The organism is Pseudomonas sp. B2M1-30, from assembly GCF_025447575.1.
Lineage (GTDB): Bacteria > Pseudomonadota > Gammaproteobacteria > Pseudomonadales > Pseudomonadaceae > Aquipseudomonas > Aquipseudomonas botevensis.
This window is the reverse complement of sequence record NZ_JAOEJT010000012.1, coordinates 95,309-111,912: the sequence shown is the minus strand read 5'-3', so window position 1 is coordinate 111,912 and position 16,604 is coordinate 95,309. Positions and strand designations below refer to the sequence as shown.

The 16,604-nt window shown below is 62.0% G+C and carries 11 protein-coding genes and 1 pseudogene; 8 read left to right on the top strand and 4 right to left on the bottom strand.

Annotated features, from left to right (window positions below; all coding sequences use genetic code 11):
- Window positions 1-32 precede the first annotated feature (32 nt).
- Window positions 33-1,646: a GMC family oxidoreductase N-terminal domain-containing protein gene (locus N8H74_RS21810; RefSeq protein WP_262150191.1), complete on the top strand. Its 1,614-nt coding sequence runs from the start codon at window positions 33-35 to the stop codon at window positions 1,644-1,646.
- A gap of 142 nt (window positions 1,647-1,788) precedes the next feature.
- Complete coding sequence (locus N8H74_RS21805) at window positions 1,789-2,394, top strand: DUF6338 family protein (protein WP_262150188.1); 606 nt, start codon at window positions 1,789-1,791, stop codon at window positions 2,392-2,394.
- Window positions 2,395-2,526: 132 nt separating this feature from the next.
- Here the strand turns inward: N8H74_RS21805 and N8H74_RS21800 are convergent, their stop codons facing one another.
- On the bottom strand, window positions 2,527-3,426 hold the full coding sequence (locus N8H74_RS21800; RefSeq protein WP_262150187.1) for a LysR substrate-binding domain-containing protein: 900 nt from the start codon (window positions 3,424-3,426) through the stop codon (window positions 2,527-2,529).
- A 119-nt stretch (window positions 3,427-3,545) separates the two neighbouring features.
- Between N8H74_RS21800 and N8H74_RS21795 the strand changes: the two genes are divergently transcribed.
- Together N8H74_RS21795 and N8H74_RS21790 are read left to right on the top strand one after the other, a co-directional pair.
- Window positions 3,546-4,913, top strand: a complete 1,368-nt coding sequence (locus N8H74_RS21795) for an MFS transporter (protein WP_262150184.1) — start codon at window positions 3,546-3,548, stop codon at window positions 4,911-4,913.
- Window positions 4,914-4,937: 24 nt separating this feature from the next.
- Window positions 4,938-6,212 carry a glucarate dehydratase family protein gene (locus N8H74_RS21790; RefSeq protein WP_262150182.1) on the top strand — a complete coding sequence of 425 codons (1,275 nt, stop codon included), beginning with the start codon at window positions 4,938-4,940 and terminating at the stop codon, window positions 6,210-6,212.
- A 64-nt stretch (window positions 6,213-6,276) separates the two neighbouring features.
- Here the strand turns inward: N8H74_RS21790 and N8H74_RS21785 are convergent, their stop codons facing one another.
- Complete coding sequence (locus N8H74_RS21785; RefSeq protein WP_262150180.1) at window positions 6,277-7,161, bottom strand: LysR substrate-binding domain-containing protein; 885 nt, start codon at window positions 7,159-7,161, stop codon at window positions 6,277-6,279.
- A gap of 159 nt (window positions 7,162-7,320) precedes the next feature.
- On the opposite strand from N8H74_RS21785, the gene N8H74_RS21780 reads away from it, so the two are divergent.
- Together N8H74_RS21780 and N8H74_RS21775 are read left to right on the top strand one after the other, a co-directional pair.
- A complete protein-coding gene (locus N8H74_RS21780; RefSeq protein ID WP_262150347.1) occupies window positions 7,321-10,350 on the top strand; it encodes an FAD-binding and (Fe-S)-binding domain-containing protein in 3,030 nt (1,009 codons plus the stop codon).
- A gap of 100 nt (window positions 10,351-10,450) precedes the next feature.
- Window positions 10,451-11,620 carry a DUF1624 domain-containing protein gene (locus tag N8H74_RS21775; RefSeq protein WP_262150178.1) on the top strand — a complete coding sequence of 390 codons (1,170 nt, stop codon included), beginning with the start codon at window positions 10,451-10,453 and terminating at the stop codon, window positions 11,618-11,620.
- Between the two features lie 6 nt (window positions 11,621-11,626).
- On the opposite strand, the gene N8H74_RS21770 is transcribed toward N8H74_RS21775, so the two are convergent.
- Window positions 11,627-12,523 carry a LysR family transcriptional regulator gene (locus N8H74_RS21770; RefSeq protein ID WP_262150176.1) on the bottom strand — a complete coding sequence of 299 codons (897 nt, stop codon included), beginning with the start codon at window positions 12,521-12,523 and terminating at the stop codon, window positions 11,627-11,629.
- 144 nt (window positions 12,524-12,667) lie between these two features.
- On the opposite strand from N8H74_RS21770, the gene N8H74_RS21765 reads away from it, so the two are divergent.
- Together N8H74_RS21765 and N8H74_RS21760 are read left to right on the top strand one after the other, a co-directional pair.
- On the top strand, window positions 12,668-13,498 hold the full coding sequence (locus N8H74_RS21765; RefSeq protein WP_262150174.1) for an oxidoreductase: 831 nt from the start codon (window positions 12,668-12,670) through the stop codon (window positions 13,496-13,498).
- Window positions 13,499-13,593: 95 nt separating this feature from the next.
- Window positions 13,594-15,137: pseudogene (locus N8H74_RS21760) on the top strand (MFS transporter).
- A gap of 65 nt (window positions 15,138-15,202) precedes the next feature.
- Here N8H74_RS21760 and N8H74_RS21755 read toward each other — a convergent pair.
- Window positions 15,203-16,594, bottom strand: coding sequence for an aldehyde dehydrogenase family protein (locus N8H74_RS21755; RefSeq protein WP_262150172.1), 1,392 nt, complete (start codon window positions 16,592-16,594; stop codon window positions 15,203-15,205).
- Window positions 16,595-16,604 lie beyond the last annotated feature (10 nt).

Here is a 16,604-nt window from a genome sequence, read left to right as displayed (position 1 = left end):
TTTTTGTATAACGACTTACGCGGTAACCGTGCATGACATACGACTACATCATCGCTGGCGCAGGCGCTGCCGGCTGCGTGCTGGCCAACCGGCTCTCGGCGTCGGGCAAACATTCGGTGCTGCTGCTGGAAGCGGGTGGCAAGGACAGCTCGCTGTGGTTCAGGATCCCGGTCGGCTTCGCCAAAATGTATTACAACCCGACCTTCAACTGGATGTACTACAGCCAGCCGCAGAAGCAGTTGGGCAACCGTGAAATCTACGCCCCGCGCGGCAAGGTGCAGGGTGGTTCGGGCTCGATCAACGCGATGATCTACGTGCGTGGCCAGGCCCATGACTTCGACGACTGGGCTGCCAACGGCAACGACGGCTGGGGTTTCAAGGACGTGCTGCCGTACTTCCGCAAACTGGAAAACCACCCGCTGGGCGACAGCGAATATCACGGCGGCAGCGGCCCGATCAGCATCACCCCGATGGCCGGCCAGACGCATCCGATCTGCGACGTATTTCTCAAGGGGTGTGACGAGCTGGGCTACCCGCGCAGCGACGATTTCAACGGGCCGAAATTCGAGGGCGCCGGGATCTATGACGTCAACACCAAAAACGGCCAGCGCAGCTCCAGCAGCTTCGCTCATTTGCACCCGGCACTGAGCCGGCCGAATCTGACCGTCGAGCATTACGCGCTGGTCGATCGCGTGTTGTTCGATGAGTCGCAACAACGCGCCACGGGGATCTCGATCACCCAGCATGGCGTGGCCCGCACCTTTACCGCGCGCAAGGAAGTGATCCTCTGTGCCGGTGCTGTCGACACCCCGAAAATCCTGCAACTGTCCGGCGTGGCCAATCGTGAGCTGCTGAGCAAGCACCAGATTCCGGTGGTCAAGCACCTGCCGGCGGTGGGGCAGAATCTTCAGGATCACCTCTGCGTCAGCTACTACTACAAGGCCAATATCCCGACCCTCAACGATGAGCTCAGCTCGTTGTTCGGCCAGTTCAAGCTCGGCGTGAAATACCTGCTGACCCGCAAGGGTGCGCTGGCGATGAGCGTGAATCAGGCCGGCGGTTTCTTCCGGGGTGATGCGCAGCAGAGTCATCCGAACCTGCAGCTGTACTTCAACCCGTTGTCGTACCAGATCCCGAAAAACAACAAGGCCAGTCTCAAGCCCGAGCCGTACTCAGGTTTCCTGTTGTGCTTCAACCCGTGCCGGCCGACCAGTCGCGGGCATATCGAAATCGCCTCGAAAAATCCTCGGGACGCGGCGCGGATCGACCCCAATTACCTGAGTACGCAAAAGGACATCGACGAGGTGATCCAGGGCAGTCGCCTGATGCGCAAGATCATGGGCGCACCGGCGCTCAAGGACATCACCGTCGACGAAGTGCTGCCGGGGCCGGTGGTCGAAAGCGACGAGCAGATGCTCCAGTACTTCCGCGACAACTGCGGCTCGATCTATCACCTGTGCGGGTCCTGCGCGATGGGCGCGGACGAGCAGACCTCGGTGGTCGACAAACGCCTCAAGGTGCACGGCCTGCAAGGTTTGCGGATTGTCGATGCGTCGATCTTTCCCAACGTGACATCGGGCAACACCCACGCGGCGGTGCTGATGGTGGCGGAGAAGGGCGCGGATCTGATCTTGCAGGACGCGTGATGACTGCTTTGGCGCAATGAACTGTGACACTTGGTTCAGGGCGTTTTCGCAGCCTGCGCTAGGCTTTTGAGTGCCGGCCCCGGACAGGGCCGGCATCGCTATTCATGGAGGATACGTTTTCGGTTTTGAGGAGCCACTGATCATGGATGATCTGGTGAAAGAGGTTATTCCGCTGTTGCAGTATTTGATTCCGGGGTTTGTCTCGACCTGGATTTTCTACACGCTTACCGCGTTCAAACGGCCTGACACATTTGGGCAGATTGTGCAGGCGTTGATTTTCACGTTTGTGATTCATGGAGTGGTGCTGGGGGTTGGTGCGATTTGTTTGTGGATCGGACTGAAGGGCTTTTCTGTAGGCGTCTGGAGCGTCAAGGTGCATGCGTGCTGGGCTTTTTTCGTTTCGGTGGCGTTGGGTCTGTGTTCCTGTTTTCTGTCCACGAATGACCAATTGCACGGATGGTTGCGCCGTCGAAATGTCACGAAACAATCTTCCTACCCCAGTGAATGGTTCAGTACCCTCTCGCAAAACAGCAGCCTCATTACCCTGCACTTGACCGATGAAAGGCGCGTGTTTGGCTGGCCCGTCGAGTGGCCGCCTGAATCCGGGTCAGGACAGTTTGTAATGCAGAATCCCTACTGGCTCAATGGCGATGGCACTAAGACGCCTTTTGAGTCTGAGTTTTTGTTGATAGATTCCGGAAACATCAAATGGGTTGAGCTCAACCCTGCACAAGAGGGTTCATCATGACTGCCAGAGCACGCCAGCTCATGCCACCGCATATCGCCCGGCTCTTTTTCGGTCCGGACGGAAAGCGTCTGGAGGTTCCGTTGGTCAAAACGCCGACTACACCGCCGCCGCCCCCTAAATACTGATCACGCATCACCCCCAACCTTCCCTGACCGCCCGGCGAATGCCCTCCAGCAACATGGCAAACGCCGGGTTGTCGTTATTCTCGCGCCAGATCAGGTGCAGTTCGCTCTGAACGCCTTCACCCAGATCGATATCGCGAAACACCACATTCCTGAACACCACACTGGTGGCGCAGCGCGGCACCAGGGCGACGCCCATGCCGGCGTTGACCAGTGCCAGAATTGTCAGTGACGACCCCAGCCACTGCACATAGTCCGGGGCGACGCGGGCCGAGCGCAGCGTGCCGGTCAGCAGTTCGTTGAACGGTGGATAGGCCGCGTGGGAGTACATCAGGAACGGTTGCCCATCCAGATCATTCACCGAGACTTCGGCGGCGTTCGCCAGGCGATGGCCGCTGGGCACGGCCAGTACGAAAGGTTCGCGCACCAGGCATTCGGTGGCGTAGCCCGGCTCCAGTAACGGCGCGCGGGCGATGCCCAGATCGATACGGCGGGCGCGCAACGCTTCGTGTTGCTGGTAGGTGTTCATTTCGCTCAGATCGATTTTCACCTGCGGCTGACGCAGGCGAGCCTCCGCGATGACCTTGGGCAAAAATTCATACACCGCACTGCCGACGAAACTGATGTTCACCGAACCGATATCGCCCTCGGCGAAGCGCCGCGCGGTGACGGCCGCTTGCTGGGCGCGCTCCAGCAGGTTCTGCGCCTCGATGAAAAATGCCCGACCTGCTGCGGTCAGGGCCACGCTGCGCGTGCTGCGGGTGAACAATTCGACGCCCAGGTGATGCTCCAGCAACTGGATCTGCCGGCTCAGCGGTGGCTGGGTCATGTTCAGGCGTTCGGCGGCGCGACGGAAGTTGAGTTCGGTGGCGACGGTGGTGAAGCAGCGCAGTTGGGTCAGTTCGAACATTGATCTAATCCGGGTATCAATCGAATGCCAAGTTAGATTAGACGGGATCAATTGCCCCGTCCATGATCGGTCTACGCCTAAAAGGCATCCCTAAAAAAACAATGATCGGGAGTCGCCCCTTGAAAACCCAACAGAGTTCGCCGGACGTCACGGTACTCGCCCGTGCCGCTGCCAAGGTCAAGCGCCATGTGCTGCCGCTGTTCGTGGTGATGTTCATCGTCAACTACATCGACCGGGTCAACATCGGTTTCGTGCGCAGTCATCTGGAAACCGATCTGGGTATCGGCGCGGCGGCGTACGGCCTCGGCGCCGGTCTGTTTTTCGTCGGTTACGCGCTGTTCGAAGTGCCGTCCAACATGCTCCTGCAACGCTATGGCGCGAGGGCCTGGCTGACGCGGATCATGTTTACCTGGGGCGCGGCCGCGATGGCCATGGCCTTCGTTCGGGGCGAAACCAGTTTCTATGTCCTGCGCTTTATTCTCGGGGCGGCCGAGGCCGGATTCTTCCCGGGGATCATTTACTACTTCACCCAATGGTTACCTGCCTCAGAGCGCGGCAAGACGATGGCGGTGTTTCTCAGCGGTTCGGCGATTGCCTCGGTGATTTCCGGCCCGGTGTCCGGTGCGCTGTTGCACATCAGCGGCATGGGGCTGCACGGCTGGCAATGGATGTTCCTGATTGAAGGCGCTGCGTCGGTGGTGCTCTGCGGGTTTGTCTGGTTCTGGCTGCAATCCCATCCGCGCCAGGCCAAGTGGCTGAGCGAGGAAGAGCGCGAAGCGTTGGTGACAGCCATTGCCGAAGAACAGCGCGCCCGGGAAGCGACCCATGTCGCCAGGCCATCGATGTTCAAGCTGTTGGCGGATCGGCAGATCGCGCTGTTCTGTTTCATCTATTTCTCCATCGCCCTGACCATTTACGGCGCGACGTTCTGGCTGCCGAGCATGATCAAGAAGATGGGCAGCCTGGGTGACTTCGAAGTCGGTTTGCTCAACTCGGTGCCGTGGATCATTTCGATCGTCGCGATGTACGGTTTCGCGGCCCTGGCCGGCAAATGGAAATTCCAGCAGGCCTGGGTGGCGCTGACGCTGGTGATCGCCGCGTTTGGCATGTTCATGTCGACCACTGGCGGGCCGGTGTTCGCCTTCGTCGCCATCTGCTTTGCGGCCATCGGTTTCAAGGCGGCCTCGGCACTGTTCTGGCCGATCCCGCAAAGCTATCTGGATGCACGCATCGCGGCGGCGGTGATCGCCTTGATCAACTCGATCGGCAACCTCGGCGGTTTTGTCGCGCCGACCGCGTTCGGCTTCCTTGAGCAGTCCACGGGCTCGATCGAGGGCGGCCTGTACGGCCTCGCGGCGACCTCGCTGGTGGCGGCGGTCGCGATCTTCTTCGCTCGCATGGCGCCTGGCGCCAAGGGCAATTCCCCGGCAAAGCCTGAACCCGAAACCGCCGTCGCGTCGACGGCCAGTACGGCGGCGAGCCACTGATTCCGATCCATCAGGAGCATCATCTTGAAAATCATCCGCGTAACCGTCACCCCGATTGCCTTTCGTGATCCGCCGTTGCTCAACGCCAGCGGCATTCATGAGCCCTTCGCCCTGCGTTCGATCATCGAGATCGAAAGCGACAACGGCTACATCGGCCTCGGTGAAAGCTATGGCGACGCCCCGGCGCTGGCGATCCAGCAGCAATTGCAGTCACAACTGATCGGGCTCGATCCATTCAACCTCAACCAGTTGCGTCGCATCGTCCAGGCGACGGTGGCGGCGAACAAGCCGGCCAGTCTGGCGGGCGCGGAACTGGCGCCTGGCTCCCATGCGAGCAAAGCGGTGAGCAACGCCTATTCTGCGTTCGAAGTGGCGTTTCTCGATTTGCAGGCGCATTACCTGAACGTGCCGCTGGTGGATCTGCTCGGCGGTGCACTGCGCGATGAGGTGCCGTTCAGCGCCTATCTGTTTTTCAAGTACGCGCAACACATCGATTCGCCCTACAAACCGGACAACTGGGGCGAGGCGCTGAGCGAGCAGCAGATCGTTGCCCAGGCCGCGCGGATGATCGAGGCCTATGGCTTCAAGAGCATCAAGCTCAAGGCCGGCACCCTGCCGCCAGAGCATGAAGTGGCGTGCATCAAGGCCCTGAAAAAGGCTTTCCCCGGCTATCCGTTGCGGATCGATCCGAACGGCAACTGGTCGCTGGAAACGTCCATTCGCATGGCCGAATTGCTCGGTGACGATTTGCAGTATTACGAGGACCCGACCCCTGGGCTGGACGGCATGGCCGAGTTGCACAAACGCACGGGGCTGCCACTGGCGACCAACATGGTGGTCACCGACTTCGACGAATTCCGCCGCAGCGTGGCGCAGAACAGCGTGCAGATCGTCCTCGCCGACCACCATTACTGGGGCGGCCTGCGCGATACCCAGATCCTGGCGAAGATGTGCGACACCTTTGGTCTGGGCGTATCGATGCATTCCAACTCGCACCTGGGCATCAGCCTGATGGCGATGGCCCATGTGGCGGCGGCGGTGCCGAATCTGGATTACGCCTGTGACACCCATTACCCGTGGCAGGAGCCGGACGAGGAAGTGATCAAGGGCGGCAAGCTGCCGATTGTCGATGGCTGCGTGAAAATCACCCGTGCGCCGGGACTGGGCCTGGAGCTGGATCACGACCAACTGGGCAAGCTGCATGACCAGTACCTGACGTGCGGGATTCGTCAGCGCGACGATGTGCGCCAGATGCAGCGATACAAGGCGGACTGGAAGGCGCTCAAGCCGCGATTCTGAGGTGTCTGGCCGGACGTCTTCGCGGGCTTGCCCACGAAGGCGCCGGTCCTGGCAATACAAAGGCTCAGAGTGTCTGCACCAGCCAATCCCGAAACGCCTTCAGCGACGGCAGCGATTCATTGCGCGCCGGGTACACCAGGTAATAGCTGCGACGACTGCTGATCGGCTCGCCCAGTTGCAACAGCTCGCCGTTGTTCAGCTCGTCCTCGACCAGAATCCGTGGCACCAGGCCGATGCCGATGTTGGCGCGCACCGCCTGAATCAGGTGCGAGGTCATTTCGAAACTCGGGCCGATACGCATGCTGCGATGGGGCAGGGCGTGATGGCTGAACCATTCGGCCCAGGCCTGGGCGTTGCTGCTGACGTTGAGCAGCAGTTGCCCGGCGATATGCTCGCCGGCGCTGCGCCGCTCGGTTTCGGACAGCTGAGCGCTGGCGATCACCACCAGTTCTTCGGTGTGCAGGCGATGCGCGGTCAGCCCCGGCCAGTCGCCACCGCCGACGCAGATTGCCGCGTCGATTTCGCTGGTGTCGAAATCGATGGCCTCGATTCGCGAGTGCAGGTGAACGGTCATGCCGGGATGCGCGGTGTAGAAATCCTTGAGCCGTGGCAGCAACCATTTCGAGCCGAAGGTCGGCAGTGTCGCCAGGCGCAGGCTATGGATACCCGAGCCGAAGGCCATGGCCTGCAGGGTTGCGCTGCGAATCTGCCCGAGCGCTTCGGTGAGTTCGCGCTGATACATGCGCCCGACGTCGGTCAGGATCACCCGTCGGCCTTCGCGGCTGAACAGGCGCATGCCGAGCATTTTTTCCAGAATCTGCACCTGACGGCTGACCGCACTCTGGGTCAGCGACAGTTCGTGGGCGGCACGGGTGTAGCTTTCATGGCGTGCGGCGGCTTCAAACGCCAGCAGCAACGACATCGAGGGAGTGAGGGTTCGCGGATTCATTCGTTTTAGTCATTAAAGTCGGGTCGAATTTACGTTTGTCGCAGAGTCTTTCTGCAATGAACATAGGCATCCAATGGCCAAGGAGCCTGACGCAATCATTCGTTGCGTACAAGAGTTCCGGCCACATCAGCCCGATTTTGACCTGAGACGCCTTTGCCGATGATCGCCCAGCTCTCTCCCGCTACGCCCCTGACTTCCGATTACAGCCAGTTTTTGCAGGCGCTCAAGAGCGGTGGTTTCAAAGGTGAAATCAGCGCCGACTACGCCAGCCGCGTGGTGCTGGCGACGGACAACTCGATCTATCAGCGCCTGCCCCGGGCGGCGGTGTTCCCGATGGACGCCGAGGACGTGGCGCTGCTGGCGCGGCTGATCGCCGAACCGGCCTATCGCCAGGTGGTGATCACGCCTCGGGGCGGCGGCACCGGCACCAACGGCCAGTCGCTGACCGACGGCATCGTCGTCGACCTGTCGCGGCACATGAACCGCATTCTGGAAATCAACGTCGAGCAACGCTGGGTGCGGGTGCAGGCCGGGGTGGTCAAGGATCAGCTCAACGCCGCGCTGAAAGCCGCCGGGCTATTTTTCGCCCCGGAACTGTCGACATCCAACCGTGCCACTGTCGGCGGCATGATCAACACCGATGCCAGCGGTCAGGGCAGTTGCACCTACGGCAAGACCCGCGATCATGTGCTCGAACTGCAGATGATTCTGCGTGGCGGCGAGAAGCTGCACGGACGGGCGCTGGAAGAGACCGAGCTGGAGCAGGCATGTGCGCGCGAGGATCGGGTTGGTGAGGTGTACCGCTGCGCGCGGCAGATCATCGATGAGCAGGGCGAACTGATCGAGCAGCGCTTTCCCGACCTCAACCGTTGCCTCACCGGCTATGACCTGGCCCACCTGCGCGAGGCCGACCGGCGCTTCAACCTCAACAGCGTGCTGTGCGGCGCCGAAGGTTCGCTGGGGTTTGTGGTCGAGGCCAAATTGAATGTGTTGCCGATCCCCCGGCACACCATGCTGGTGAACATCCGCTACGCCGGGTTCATGGATGCCTTGCGCGATGCCCGGGCGCTGATGGCGCTCAAGCCGCTGTCGATCGAAACCGTCGACTCCAAAGTGCTGCTGCTGGCGATGCAGGACATCGTCTGGCACGGCGTCGCCGAGTATTTCCCGGCAAGCGCCGAGCGCCCGACGCTGGGCATCAATCTGGTGGAGTTCTGCGGCGACGATCCCGATGACCTGCAACGCAGGGTCGAGACTTTCCTCGAACACTTGAACAGCGACCGCACCGTCGAGCGACTGGGGCATACGCTGGCGGTCGGTCAGGCGGCGGTGAACAAGGTCTACGGCATGCGCAAGCGCGCGGTGGGATTGCTCGGCAACGTCGCCGGGGAAGCGCGGCCGCAGCCGTTCGTCGAAGACACCGCCGTGCCGCCACAGCATCTGGCCGAGTACATCGCGGAACTGCGTGAGCTGCTCGACAGCCATGGCTTGCAGTACGGCATGTTCGGTCACGTCGATGCCGGCGTGCTGCACGTTCGGCCGATTCTCGACATGAAGGACCCGCAGCAGGCGGCGCTGGTGCGGCCGGTGTCCGATGGCGTGGCGGCGCTGACCCAGCGCTACGGCGGGCTGTTGTGGGGCGAGCACGGCAAGGGCCTGCGTTCGGAATACGCCCCGGCGTTTTTCGGTGAGCTGTATCCGGCGTTGCAGGCCTTGAAGGCGGCGTTCGATCCGTTCAACCAGTTCAACCCCGGCAAGATCGCCACCCCGGCGACGGTCAACGCAACGCTGTCGAAAATTGACGAAGTCACCCTGCGTGGCGAACTCGACCGGCAGATCGACGAAAAGGTCTGGCAGGACTACGGCGCGGCCATGCACTGCAATGGCAATGGCGCCTGCTACAACTTCGATCCGGACGACGCCATGTGCCCGTCGTGGAAAGCCACCCGCCAGCGCGCGCAATCGCCCAAGGGTCGCGCGTCGTTGATCCGTGAATGGCTGCGTTTGCAGGGGCTGGCGGGCGTCGATGTGTTGTCCGATGCCAGCCGCCGGCCGCCGTTTTTCACCACGCTGCTGCAGCGCTGGCGGAACAGTCGGGGGCAGGGCGCGGACTTCTCCCATGAGGTGTACGACGCCATGGCCGGGTGCCTGGCGTGCAAGTCCTGCGCGGGGCAATGCCCGGTGAAGGTCAACGTGCCGGATTTCCGCTCGCGTTTTCTGGAGCTGTACCACACCCGTTATCTGCGTCCGCTGCGCGATTACCTGATTGCCTCGCTGGAATACAGCATTCCGCACATGGCGCGGGTGCCGCTTTTGTACAACGGTCTGATGGGCAATGCGTTCAGCCGCCGTGTGCTGGAGCGACTCGGCGGGATGGTCGATGTGCCGTTGCTCAGCCGGTTCGATTTTCACCGGTCGCTGGGTAAGTGGCAGGTGCAGGCGGCGACGGTGGACGTGCTGTCCGCACTGACCCCGGCGCAACGCGAACGCAGTGTGGTGCTGGTGCAGGATGCGTTTACCCGCTACTTCGAAGCGCCGCTGCTGGCGGATCTGATCGAGCTGATCACGCGCCTCGGCTATCAGGTCTACCTGGCGCCGTTCAGTGCCAACGGCAAGCCGCTGCATGTGCAGGGCTTTCTCTCGGCGTTCAATCGCGCCGCGTTGCGCAACGCCCGGCAGTTGGGTGAGCTGGCGCGGATCGGTGTGCCGCTGGTGGGGCTGGACCCGGCCATGACCCTGGTCTATCGCCAGGAGTACCTCAAGGTGCCGGGAATGGAGGGATGCCCGGAGGTGGCACTGGTGCAGGAGTGGTTGCTCAAGGCGATGCCGGAAAACACCGCCGTGCGCCGTGACGAACGCTTCCGTCTGTTGGCCCATTGCACCGAGAAAACCAACGCGCCGGCCGCGACCCGACAATGGGAGCAGGTGTTCGAACGGGCCGGGCTGAAACTGGCGACCCAGGCCACCGGTTGCTGCGGCATGTCCGGCACCTACGGCCACGAGGCGCGCAACCGGGTGACCTCTGCGGTGATCTTCGAACAGTCCTGGGCCAGGCAGGTCGAGGCACCGAAAGAGCAGGGCGAAGCGCTGGCTACCGGTTATTCGTGCCGCAGTCAGGTCAAGCGTGAAGCCAACCAGCAATTGCGCCATCCATTGCAAGTGCTGCTGGCGCAACTGCGCTCTGCTTGAGAATTGCTAGCAATTGGATCGGCTTTTCATGTTATAAGGTAACGAAAATCGGGCCGCATTCGTGCGGCCCTGTCGTTCCTGACTCGCTTACGAAATTGCCATGACCCTCGCTGTTTCCCCTACCGTTCCCCCGGCGACCGGCCGGCTGCTGTCGATCGATGCCCTCAGGGGCCTGGTCATCCTGTTCATGCTGCTCGACCACGTGCGCGAAACCTTCCTGCTGCATCGTCAGGTGTCCGATCCCATGGACATCGCCAGCACCGAACCGGCGCTGTTTTTCAGCCGGACCCTGGCGCATTTGTGCGCGCCGGTGTTCGTGTTGCTGACCGGGCTGTCGGCCTGGTTGTTTGGTGAGAAGTACGCCGGCAAAACAGACGTCAGCGCATTCCTGTTCAAGCGTGGATTGTTTCTGGTGCTGCTCGAATTCACCTTGGTGAACTTCGCCTGGACCTTCCAGTTGCCACCGAGCGTGATCTACCTGCAAGTGATCTGGGCCATCGGCCTGAGCATGATCGCCTTGTCGCTGCTGGTCTGGCTGCCGCGCGGATGGTTGCTGGCGTTGAGCCTGACGATCATCGCCGGGCACAACCTGCTCGACGCCGTGCATTTCTCGCCAGATTCGGCGCTGCACCTGCCTTGGGCGATTCTGCATGATCGCGGCTGGATCGAGGTCAGCGAACAACTGCGTCTACGCACCTCGTATCCGCTGCTGCCCTGGATCGGCGTGATCGGTCTCGGTTACGCGCTGGGGCCGTGGTTTGCCCGTGCGGCCGATGCCGCTGTACGTCAGCGACGCCTGCTGTTGTGTGGCATCGCCGGGCTTGGCGGGTTCGTGGCGCTGCGTTTGCTCAATGGGTATGGCGAGAAGCCGTGGGCGGTGGGCGAAAACGCTCTGCAGACCCTGATGAGCTTTTTCAACATCACCAAATACCCGCCGTCGTTGCTGTTCATCGCCCTGACCGTGAGTGTCGGCCTGCTGCTGTTGCTGGTGTTCGAGCGTGCGCAGGATCGTCGCTGGATCCGCTGGCTGACGGTGTTCGGCTCGGCGCCGATGTTTTTCTATCTGCTGCACCTGTATGCGCTCAAGGTCTTGTATCTGCTTGGCGTGGCCTTGTTCGGGCTCAATCAGGGCAGCTACTTCGGTTTCTCGTCGGTGGCGGCGGTTTGGCTGGCGGCGGTCGTGCTGGCGGTCGTGCTGTTTCCGGCGGTGCGCTGGTTTTCGGCGTTGAAGGCGCGGCGTCGTGACCTTGCCTGGTTGAAGTATCTGTAAGCGCGGTTATCCGTTTCGGCGTTCCCGGGCGAAGTCGATGAAGGCCTTGAGCGGCGCCGGGACATGGCGTCGACTCGGATAATACAGGTGCAGGCCGGGGTAGTACGGGCACCAGTGGGCCAGCACCTGCACCAGGCGCCCGGTGTTCAGGTGTTCCTTGACCATGTCCTCGAACACGTAGGCCAATCCGAGGCCTTGCAGCGCCGGGCCGACCATCAGGCTGACGTCGCCCAGGGTCAGTGGGCCGTTCACTTCGATGTCCTGTTCGATGCCGCCGCGTTCGAATTCCCAGCGGTACAGCGAACCGCTGGGGAAACGATGGCGAATGCACGGAATGCCATGCAGGTCCTCAGGCTTGTGCGGCGTTGCATACCGCTCGAAAAACGCCGGTGAACCCACCACTACCGAGCGCAGGGGCGGGCCGATCGGCAGCGACACCATGTCGGCTTCCAGCCGATCACCGAAGCGCACCCCGGCATCGAAACCCGTGGCGACGATGTCCAGCAGGGCGTCGCTTTCGACCACTTCCAGGCGGATATCGGTAAATACCTGCAAGAATTCGCTGGCAATCGGCAACAGCACCAGTTCGCAAGCCTGACGCCCGCAGGTGATGCGCAGATTGCCCGAGGGCTTGTCGCGAAAATGGTTGAGGTCTTCCAGAGCGTCATCGATATCGCGGAACGCCGGTTTCAATCGCGCGTACAGACGCTCGCCAGCCTCGGTCAGGGCCACGCTGCGGGTGGTGCGGTTGAACAGGCGCACGCCAAGGCGATTTTCCAGAGCGCGCAACGAATGGCTGAGGGCCGAGGGCGTCAGACCCAGTTCAACCGCCGCACGGCTGAAGTTCAGATGCTGGGCGATGCACAGGAAGATCGACAGGTCAGCGGCCGAAGGGTTCTTCATTCGAATGTCTCATTTGTGAGCAGGTTTCACAAAGCCATGTAATTTTGTTGGGATTATCACATCAGTAACACGGCTTTACAGTCGCTTCAACTGATCGAGAAGGCCCGGCAACCACGCCAAGGGTCGCAGACAGGAGGAGTTGAAATGCGTACTTGGCTGATTACCGGAGCTTCCCGTGGTTTTGGCACCCTCATCGCAGAACACGCCCTGCGTGCTGGCGACGCTGTCATCGCCACTGCTCGCAAACCTGAAGACATTACCGCCCGCCTGGGCAATCACCCGAACCTGTTGGCGGTGCGCCTGGACGTGACCCGCGAAGACCAGGCGCATCAAGCGGTGGCGGAGGGCATCAAGCGTTTCGGCCGCATCGATGTGCTGATCAACAATGCCGGTTTTGGCGTGCTGGGCGCGGTGGAGGAAACCAGTGCCAGCGAAACCGAGCGCTTGTTCGCCACCAACGTGTTCGGGGTCCTCAACGTGACCCGCGCGGTGCTGCCGCACATGCGTGCCCAGCGCAGTGGTCGGGTGATCAATATCTCGTCGATTGGCGGCTATCAGGCCTACATGGGGTGGGGCGTCTACGGTTCGACCAAATTTGCGGTGGAAGGCATCACTGAAGCGCTGCATCAGGAACTGGCACCGTTGGGCATTCATGCGACGGTGGTCGAACCGGGCTTCTTCCGCACCGACTTCCTCGACGAACAATCGCTGATCAAGACGGCCCTGGTGTTGCCGGACTACGACGAAACGGTCGGCAAAATGCGTCAGTTCGCCGAGGCCGCCAACCATGCGCAACCCGGCGATCCGGTGAAGTTCGCCGAAGCCATGCTGGCGCTGGTCAACGCGTCGAGTCCGCCGCAGCGCCTGGCGCTGGGCAGCGACACCATCGCGCGGATCGAAGCGAAGAACCGGCTGGTGGCGCAGGAGTTGGCCGAGTGGCAGGCGTTGGCGCTGTCTACCGATTTCAAGGAGTGATACATAACCCGCAGGAGCTGCCACAGGCTGAGTGCTTTGCGCGATCAAGCGATCGCAGCCTGCCTGACGTTATTTTTTCTTCATCGGACGAATTCATGACAACTGTCTCTCAACACCGGATCGAGCGCGACAAGCTGCTGATCCTCGCGGCATCTGCCTGTCGGCACTGGTCCTTCCCTTGAGTTTTACCGGTGGCGCGGTGGCGACGCCGGCCATTGGTCGAGACCTGGGCGGCAGTCCCGTGGCGCTGACCTGGATCACCAATGCGTTCATGCTGTCGTTCGGCAGTCTGCTGATGGCGGCGGGGGCGCTGGCCGACGTCTACGGGCGCAAGCGTCTGTTCGCTTTCGGCATGCTGCTGTTTACTGGCGCGTCGATTGCCCAGAGCCTGGCGCCTTCGGTGTTCTGGCTGGATGCGCTGCGAGCGATTCAAGGGGTGGCCGGTGCTGCGGCGCTTGCCAGTGGTTCGGCGGCGCTGGCACAGGAGTTTGAGGGTCATGCGCGGACGCGTGCGTACAGCATGCTCGGCACCACGTTCGGCATCGGCCTGGCGTTCGGGCCGTTGCTGGCCGGGGCGCTGATCGAAGCGTTCAACTGGCGGGCGATCTTTGTCTTCACCGCGTTGATTGGCGTGATCGCCATGGTGTTCGGTCTGCCGCGCATGCGGGAAACCCGCGATCCACAAGCCTCGGGCCTCGACTGGCCGGGCACCGTCACGTTCAGCACGATGCTGGCGTTGTTCACGTTCGGCATCATTCAAGCCCCGGAAAGTGGCTGGGGCAGCCCGTTGGTGGTGGGTTTGCTGGCGGCTTCGGCGTTGTTGCTGGTGCTGTTCGTCATCATCGAAATGCGCGTCGAGCGGCCGATGCTGGACCTGACCCTGTTCCGCTTCCCGCGATTTATCGGCGTACAGATGCTGCCGATCGGCACGTGCTATTGCTACATCGTGCTGGTGGTCATGCTGCCGCTGCGCTTTATCGGCGTGGAAGGTTTGAGTGAAATCGATGCCGGCCTGCTGTTGCTGGCGTTGTCCGCGCCGATGCTGGTGGTGCCGATGCTTGCTGCCTCGCTGACGCGTTATGTATCGGCGGGCCTGTTATCGGGCGGCGGTTTTCTGATTGCCGCCGTGGGCCTGCACTGGCTGAGTCTGTACAACGTCGGCGAACCGAAATATGCCCTGGTGGTGCCGATGGTGTTGATCGGGATCGGCAGCGGTTTGCCGTGGGGTTTGATGGACGGTTTGTCGATCAGCGTGGTGCCGAAAGAGCGCGCGGGCATGGCCGCCGGGATCTTCGGCACGGTGCGGGTGGCGGGTGAGGGGATTGCACTGGCGAGTGTTGCGGCGATTCTGGCTTCGCTGTTGCACAGCGATCTGTCGAGTGCCGTGCAGGCGGTGGCTGACAGTGCTGACGCGGCGCTGATTGCCGAGACGGCCCACCGGGTCACCACCGGCGATATGGCGCATGCCATCAACCGTGTTCCGGGTCTGGCCAATGAGCGGCTGGTGCAGGGTTATGCCTCGGCGTTTCAGTATCTGCTGCACATCCTGACAATCATTACCCTGGCGTCGGCGGCTGTGGTGCTGGGGTTGTTGAGTGGCAAACGGGCCGTTACGGAACCGCAGGAGGCGGCGGCATAAGTCAGGCATCGAGAATGAAAAAAGCCCGGGGGCATGATGCCGCCGGGCTTTTCATTTTCATCGGATCAGTGACGATCCAGCCACACGGTTTGCGCGTTGCAGAACTCGCGCACACCGAAGTGCGACAGCTCGCGGCCGAAACCGCTTTTCTTCACGCCGCCGAAGGTCACGCGCGGGTCGCTGGCGGAGTAACCGTTGATGAACACGCCACCGGTTTCCAGCTCGCTGGTCAGTTGCTGCGCCAGCTCGACGTTGGCGGTGTAGATCGTCGCGGTCAGGCCGAATTCGCTGTCGTTGGCCAGGGCCACGGCATGGGCGCAATCGCGGGCGGTGATGATCGAGGCGACCGGGCCGAACAGTTCCTGTTTGAACGAGGTCATGCGGTCGGTGACGTTGGCCAGTACGGTCGGCTCGTAGTAGTTGCCGGCCCCTTCAGCCTTGCCGCCGCCGAGCAGCAGGGTTGCGCCTTCTTCAAGGGTATCGCGCACCTGTTGGTCCAGTTCGTCGCGCAGATCGAAGCGGGCCATCGGGCCGATGTAGGTATCGGCGGACAACGGATCGCCCATTTTCAGTTTGCGTGTGGCTTCGACGAATTTGCGGGTGAATTCCTCGACCACGCCTTCTTCGACGATCAGGCGCTTGGCGGCGGCGCAGACCTGACCGGAGTTCTGGTAACGACCGATCACCGCCGCTTGTACGGCGGCGTCCAGATCGGCGTCGTTGAGCACGATGAACGGGTCGGAGCCACCCAGTTCCAGCACGCATTTTTTCAGCGCGGCGCCTGCCTGGGCGCCGATCGCCATGCCGGCGCGCACGCTGCCGGTCAGGGTCACGGCGGCGATGCGTGGGTCGGCGATCGCGGTGGAAACGCCTTCCGGGGTGACGTTGATCACTTCGAACACGCCTTCAGCGAAACCGGCACGGGTGAAGGCGTCGCGCAGCAGGTAAGCGCTGCCCATCACGTTCGGCGCATGCTTGAGCACGTAGGTGTTGCCGGCGATCAGTGTCGGCACGGCGCCGCGCAGCACTTGCCAGATCGGGAAGTTCCACGGCATCACCGCGAGGATCGGGCCGAGCGGACGGTATTCGATGCGGGCCTTGCCGTCTTCGACCTGGGTCGATTCGGCGTCGAGCATGGCCGGGCCGTGTTCGGCGTACCATTCGCAGAGCTTGGCGCATTTCTCGATTTCGCCACGGGCCTGGGCGATCGGCTTGCCCATTTCCAGGGTAATCATGGTGGCCATGGCTTCGGCGCCTTCACGCAGGGCGCCAGCGAGGGCGCTCAGGGCGCGGGAGCGATCCTGCAGCGGCTTGCGCTTCCACTTGTTGAAAGCGAAGGAGGCACGGGTCAGCGCGGCATCGAGGGCTTCGGCGGACTCGAACGCATAGTGGCCGATCTGTTCACCGGTGGTCGGGTTGATCGAGATGGCGTGGGTCTGGCTGGAAATCTGGCTCATGGCGTCGTCC

What these genes read in the sequence shown, in the direction of transcription:
- N8H74_RS21810 (WP_262150191.1), top strand. Translation starts at nt 33, where the DNA reads ATGACATACGACTACATCATCGCTGGCGCAGGCGCTGCCGGCTGCGTG.
- N8H74_RS21805 (WP_262150188.1), top strand. Translation starts at nt 1,789, where the DNA reads ATGGATGATCTGGTGAAAGAGGTTATTCCGCTGTTGCAGTATTTGATT.
- N8H74_RS21800 (WP_262150187.1), bottom strand. Translation starts at nt 3,426, where the DNA reads ATGTTCGAACTGACCCAACTGCGCTGCTTCACCACCGTCGCCACCGAA.
- N8H74_RS21785 (WP_262150180.1), bottom strand. Translation starts at nt 7,161, where the DNA reads ATGAATCCGCGAACCCTCACTCCCTCGATGTCGTTGCTGCTGGCGTTT.
- N8H74_RS21780 (WP_262150347.1), top strand. Translation starts at nt 7,321, where the DNA reads ATGATCGCCCAGCTCTCTCCCGCTACGCCCCTGACTTCCGATTACAGC.
- N8H74_RS21775 (WP_262150178.1), top strand. Translation starts at nt 10,451, where the DNA reads ATGACCCTCGCTGTTTCCCCTACCGTTCCCCCGGCGACCGGCCGGCTG.
- N8H74_RS21770 (WP_262150176.1), bottom strand. Translation starts at nt 12,523, where the DNA reads ATGAAGAACCCTTCGGCCGCTGACCTGTCGATCTTCCTGTGCATCGCC.
- N8H74_RS21765 (WP_262150174.1), top strand. Translation starts at nt 12,668, where the DNA reads ATGCGTACTTGGCTGATTACCGGAGCTTCCCGTGGTTTTGGCACCCTC.
- N8H74_RS21755 (WP_262150172.1), bottom strand. Translation starts at nt 16,594, where the DNA reads ATGAGCCAGATTTCCAGCCAGACCCACGCCATCTCGATCAACCCGACC.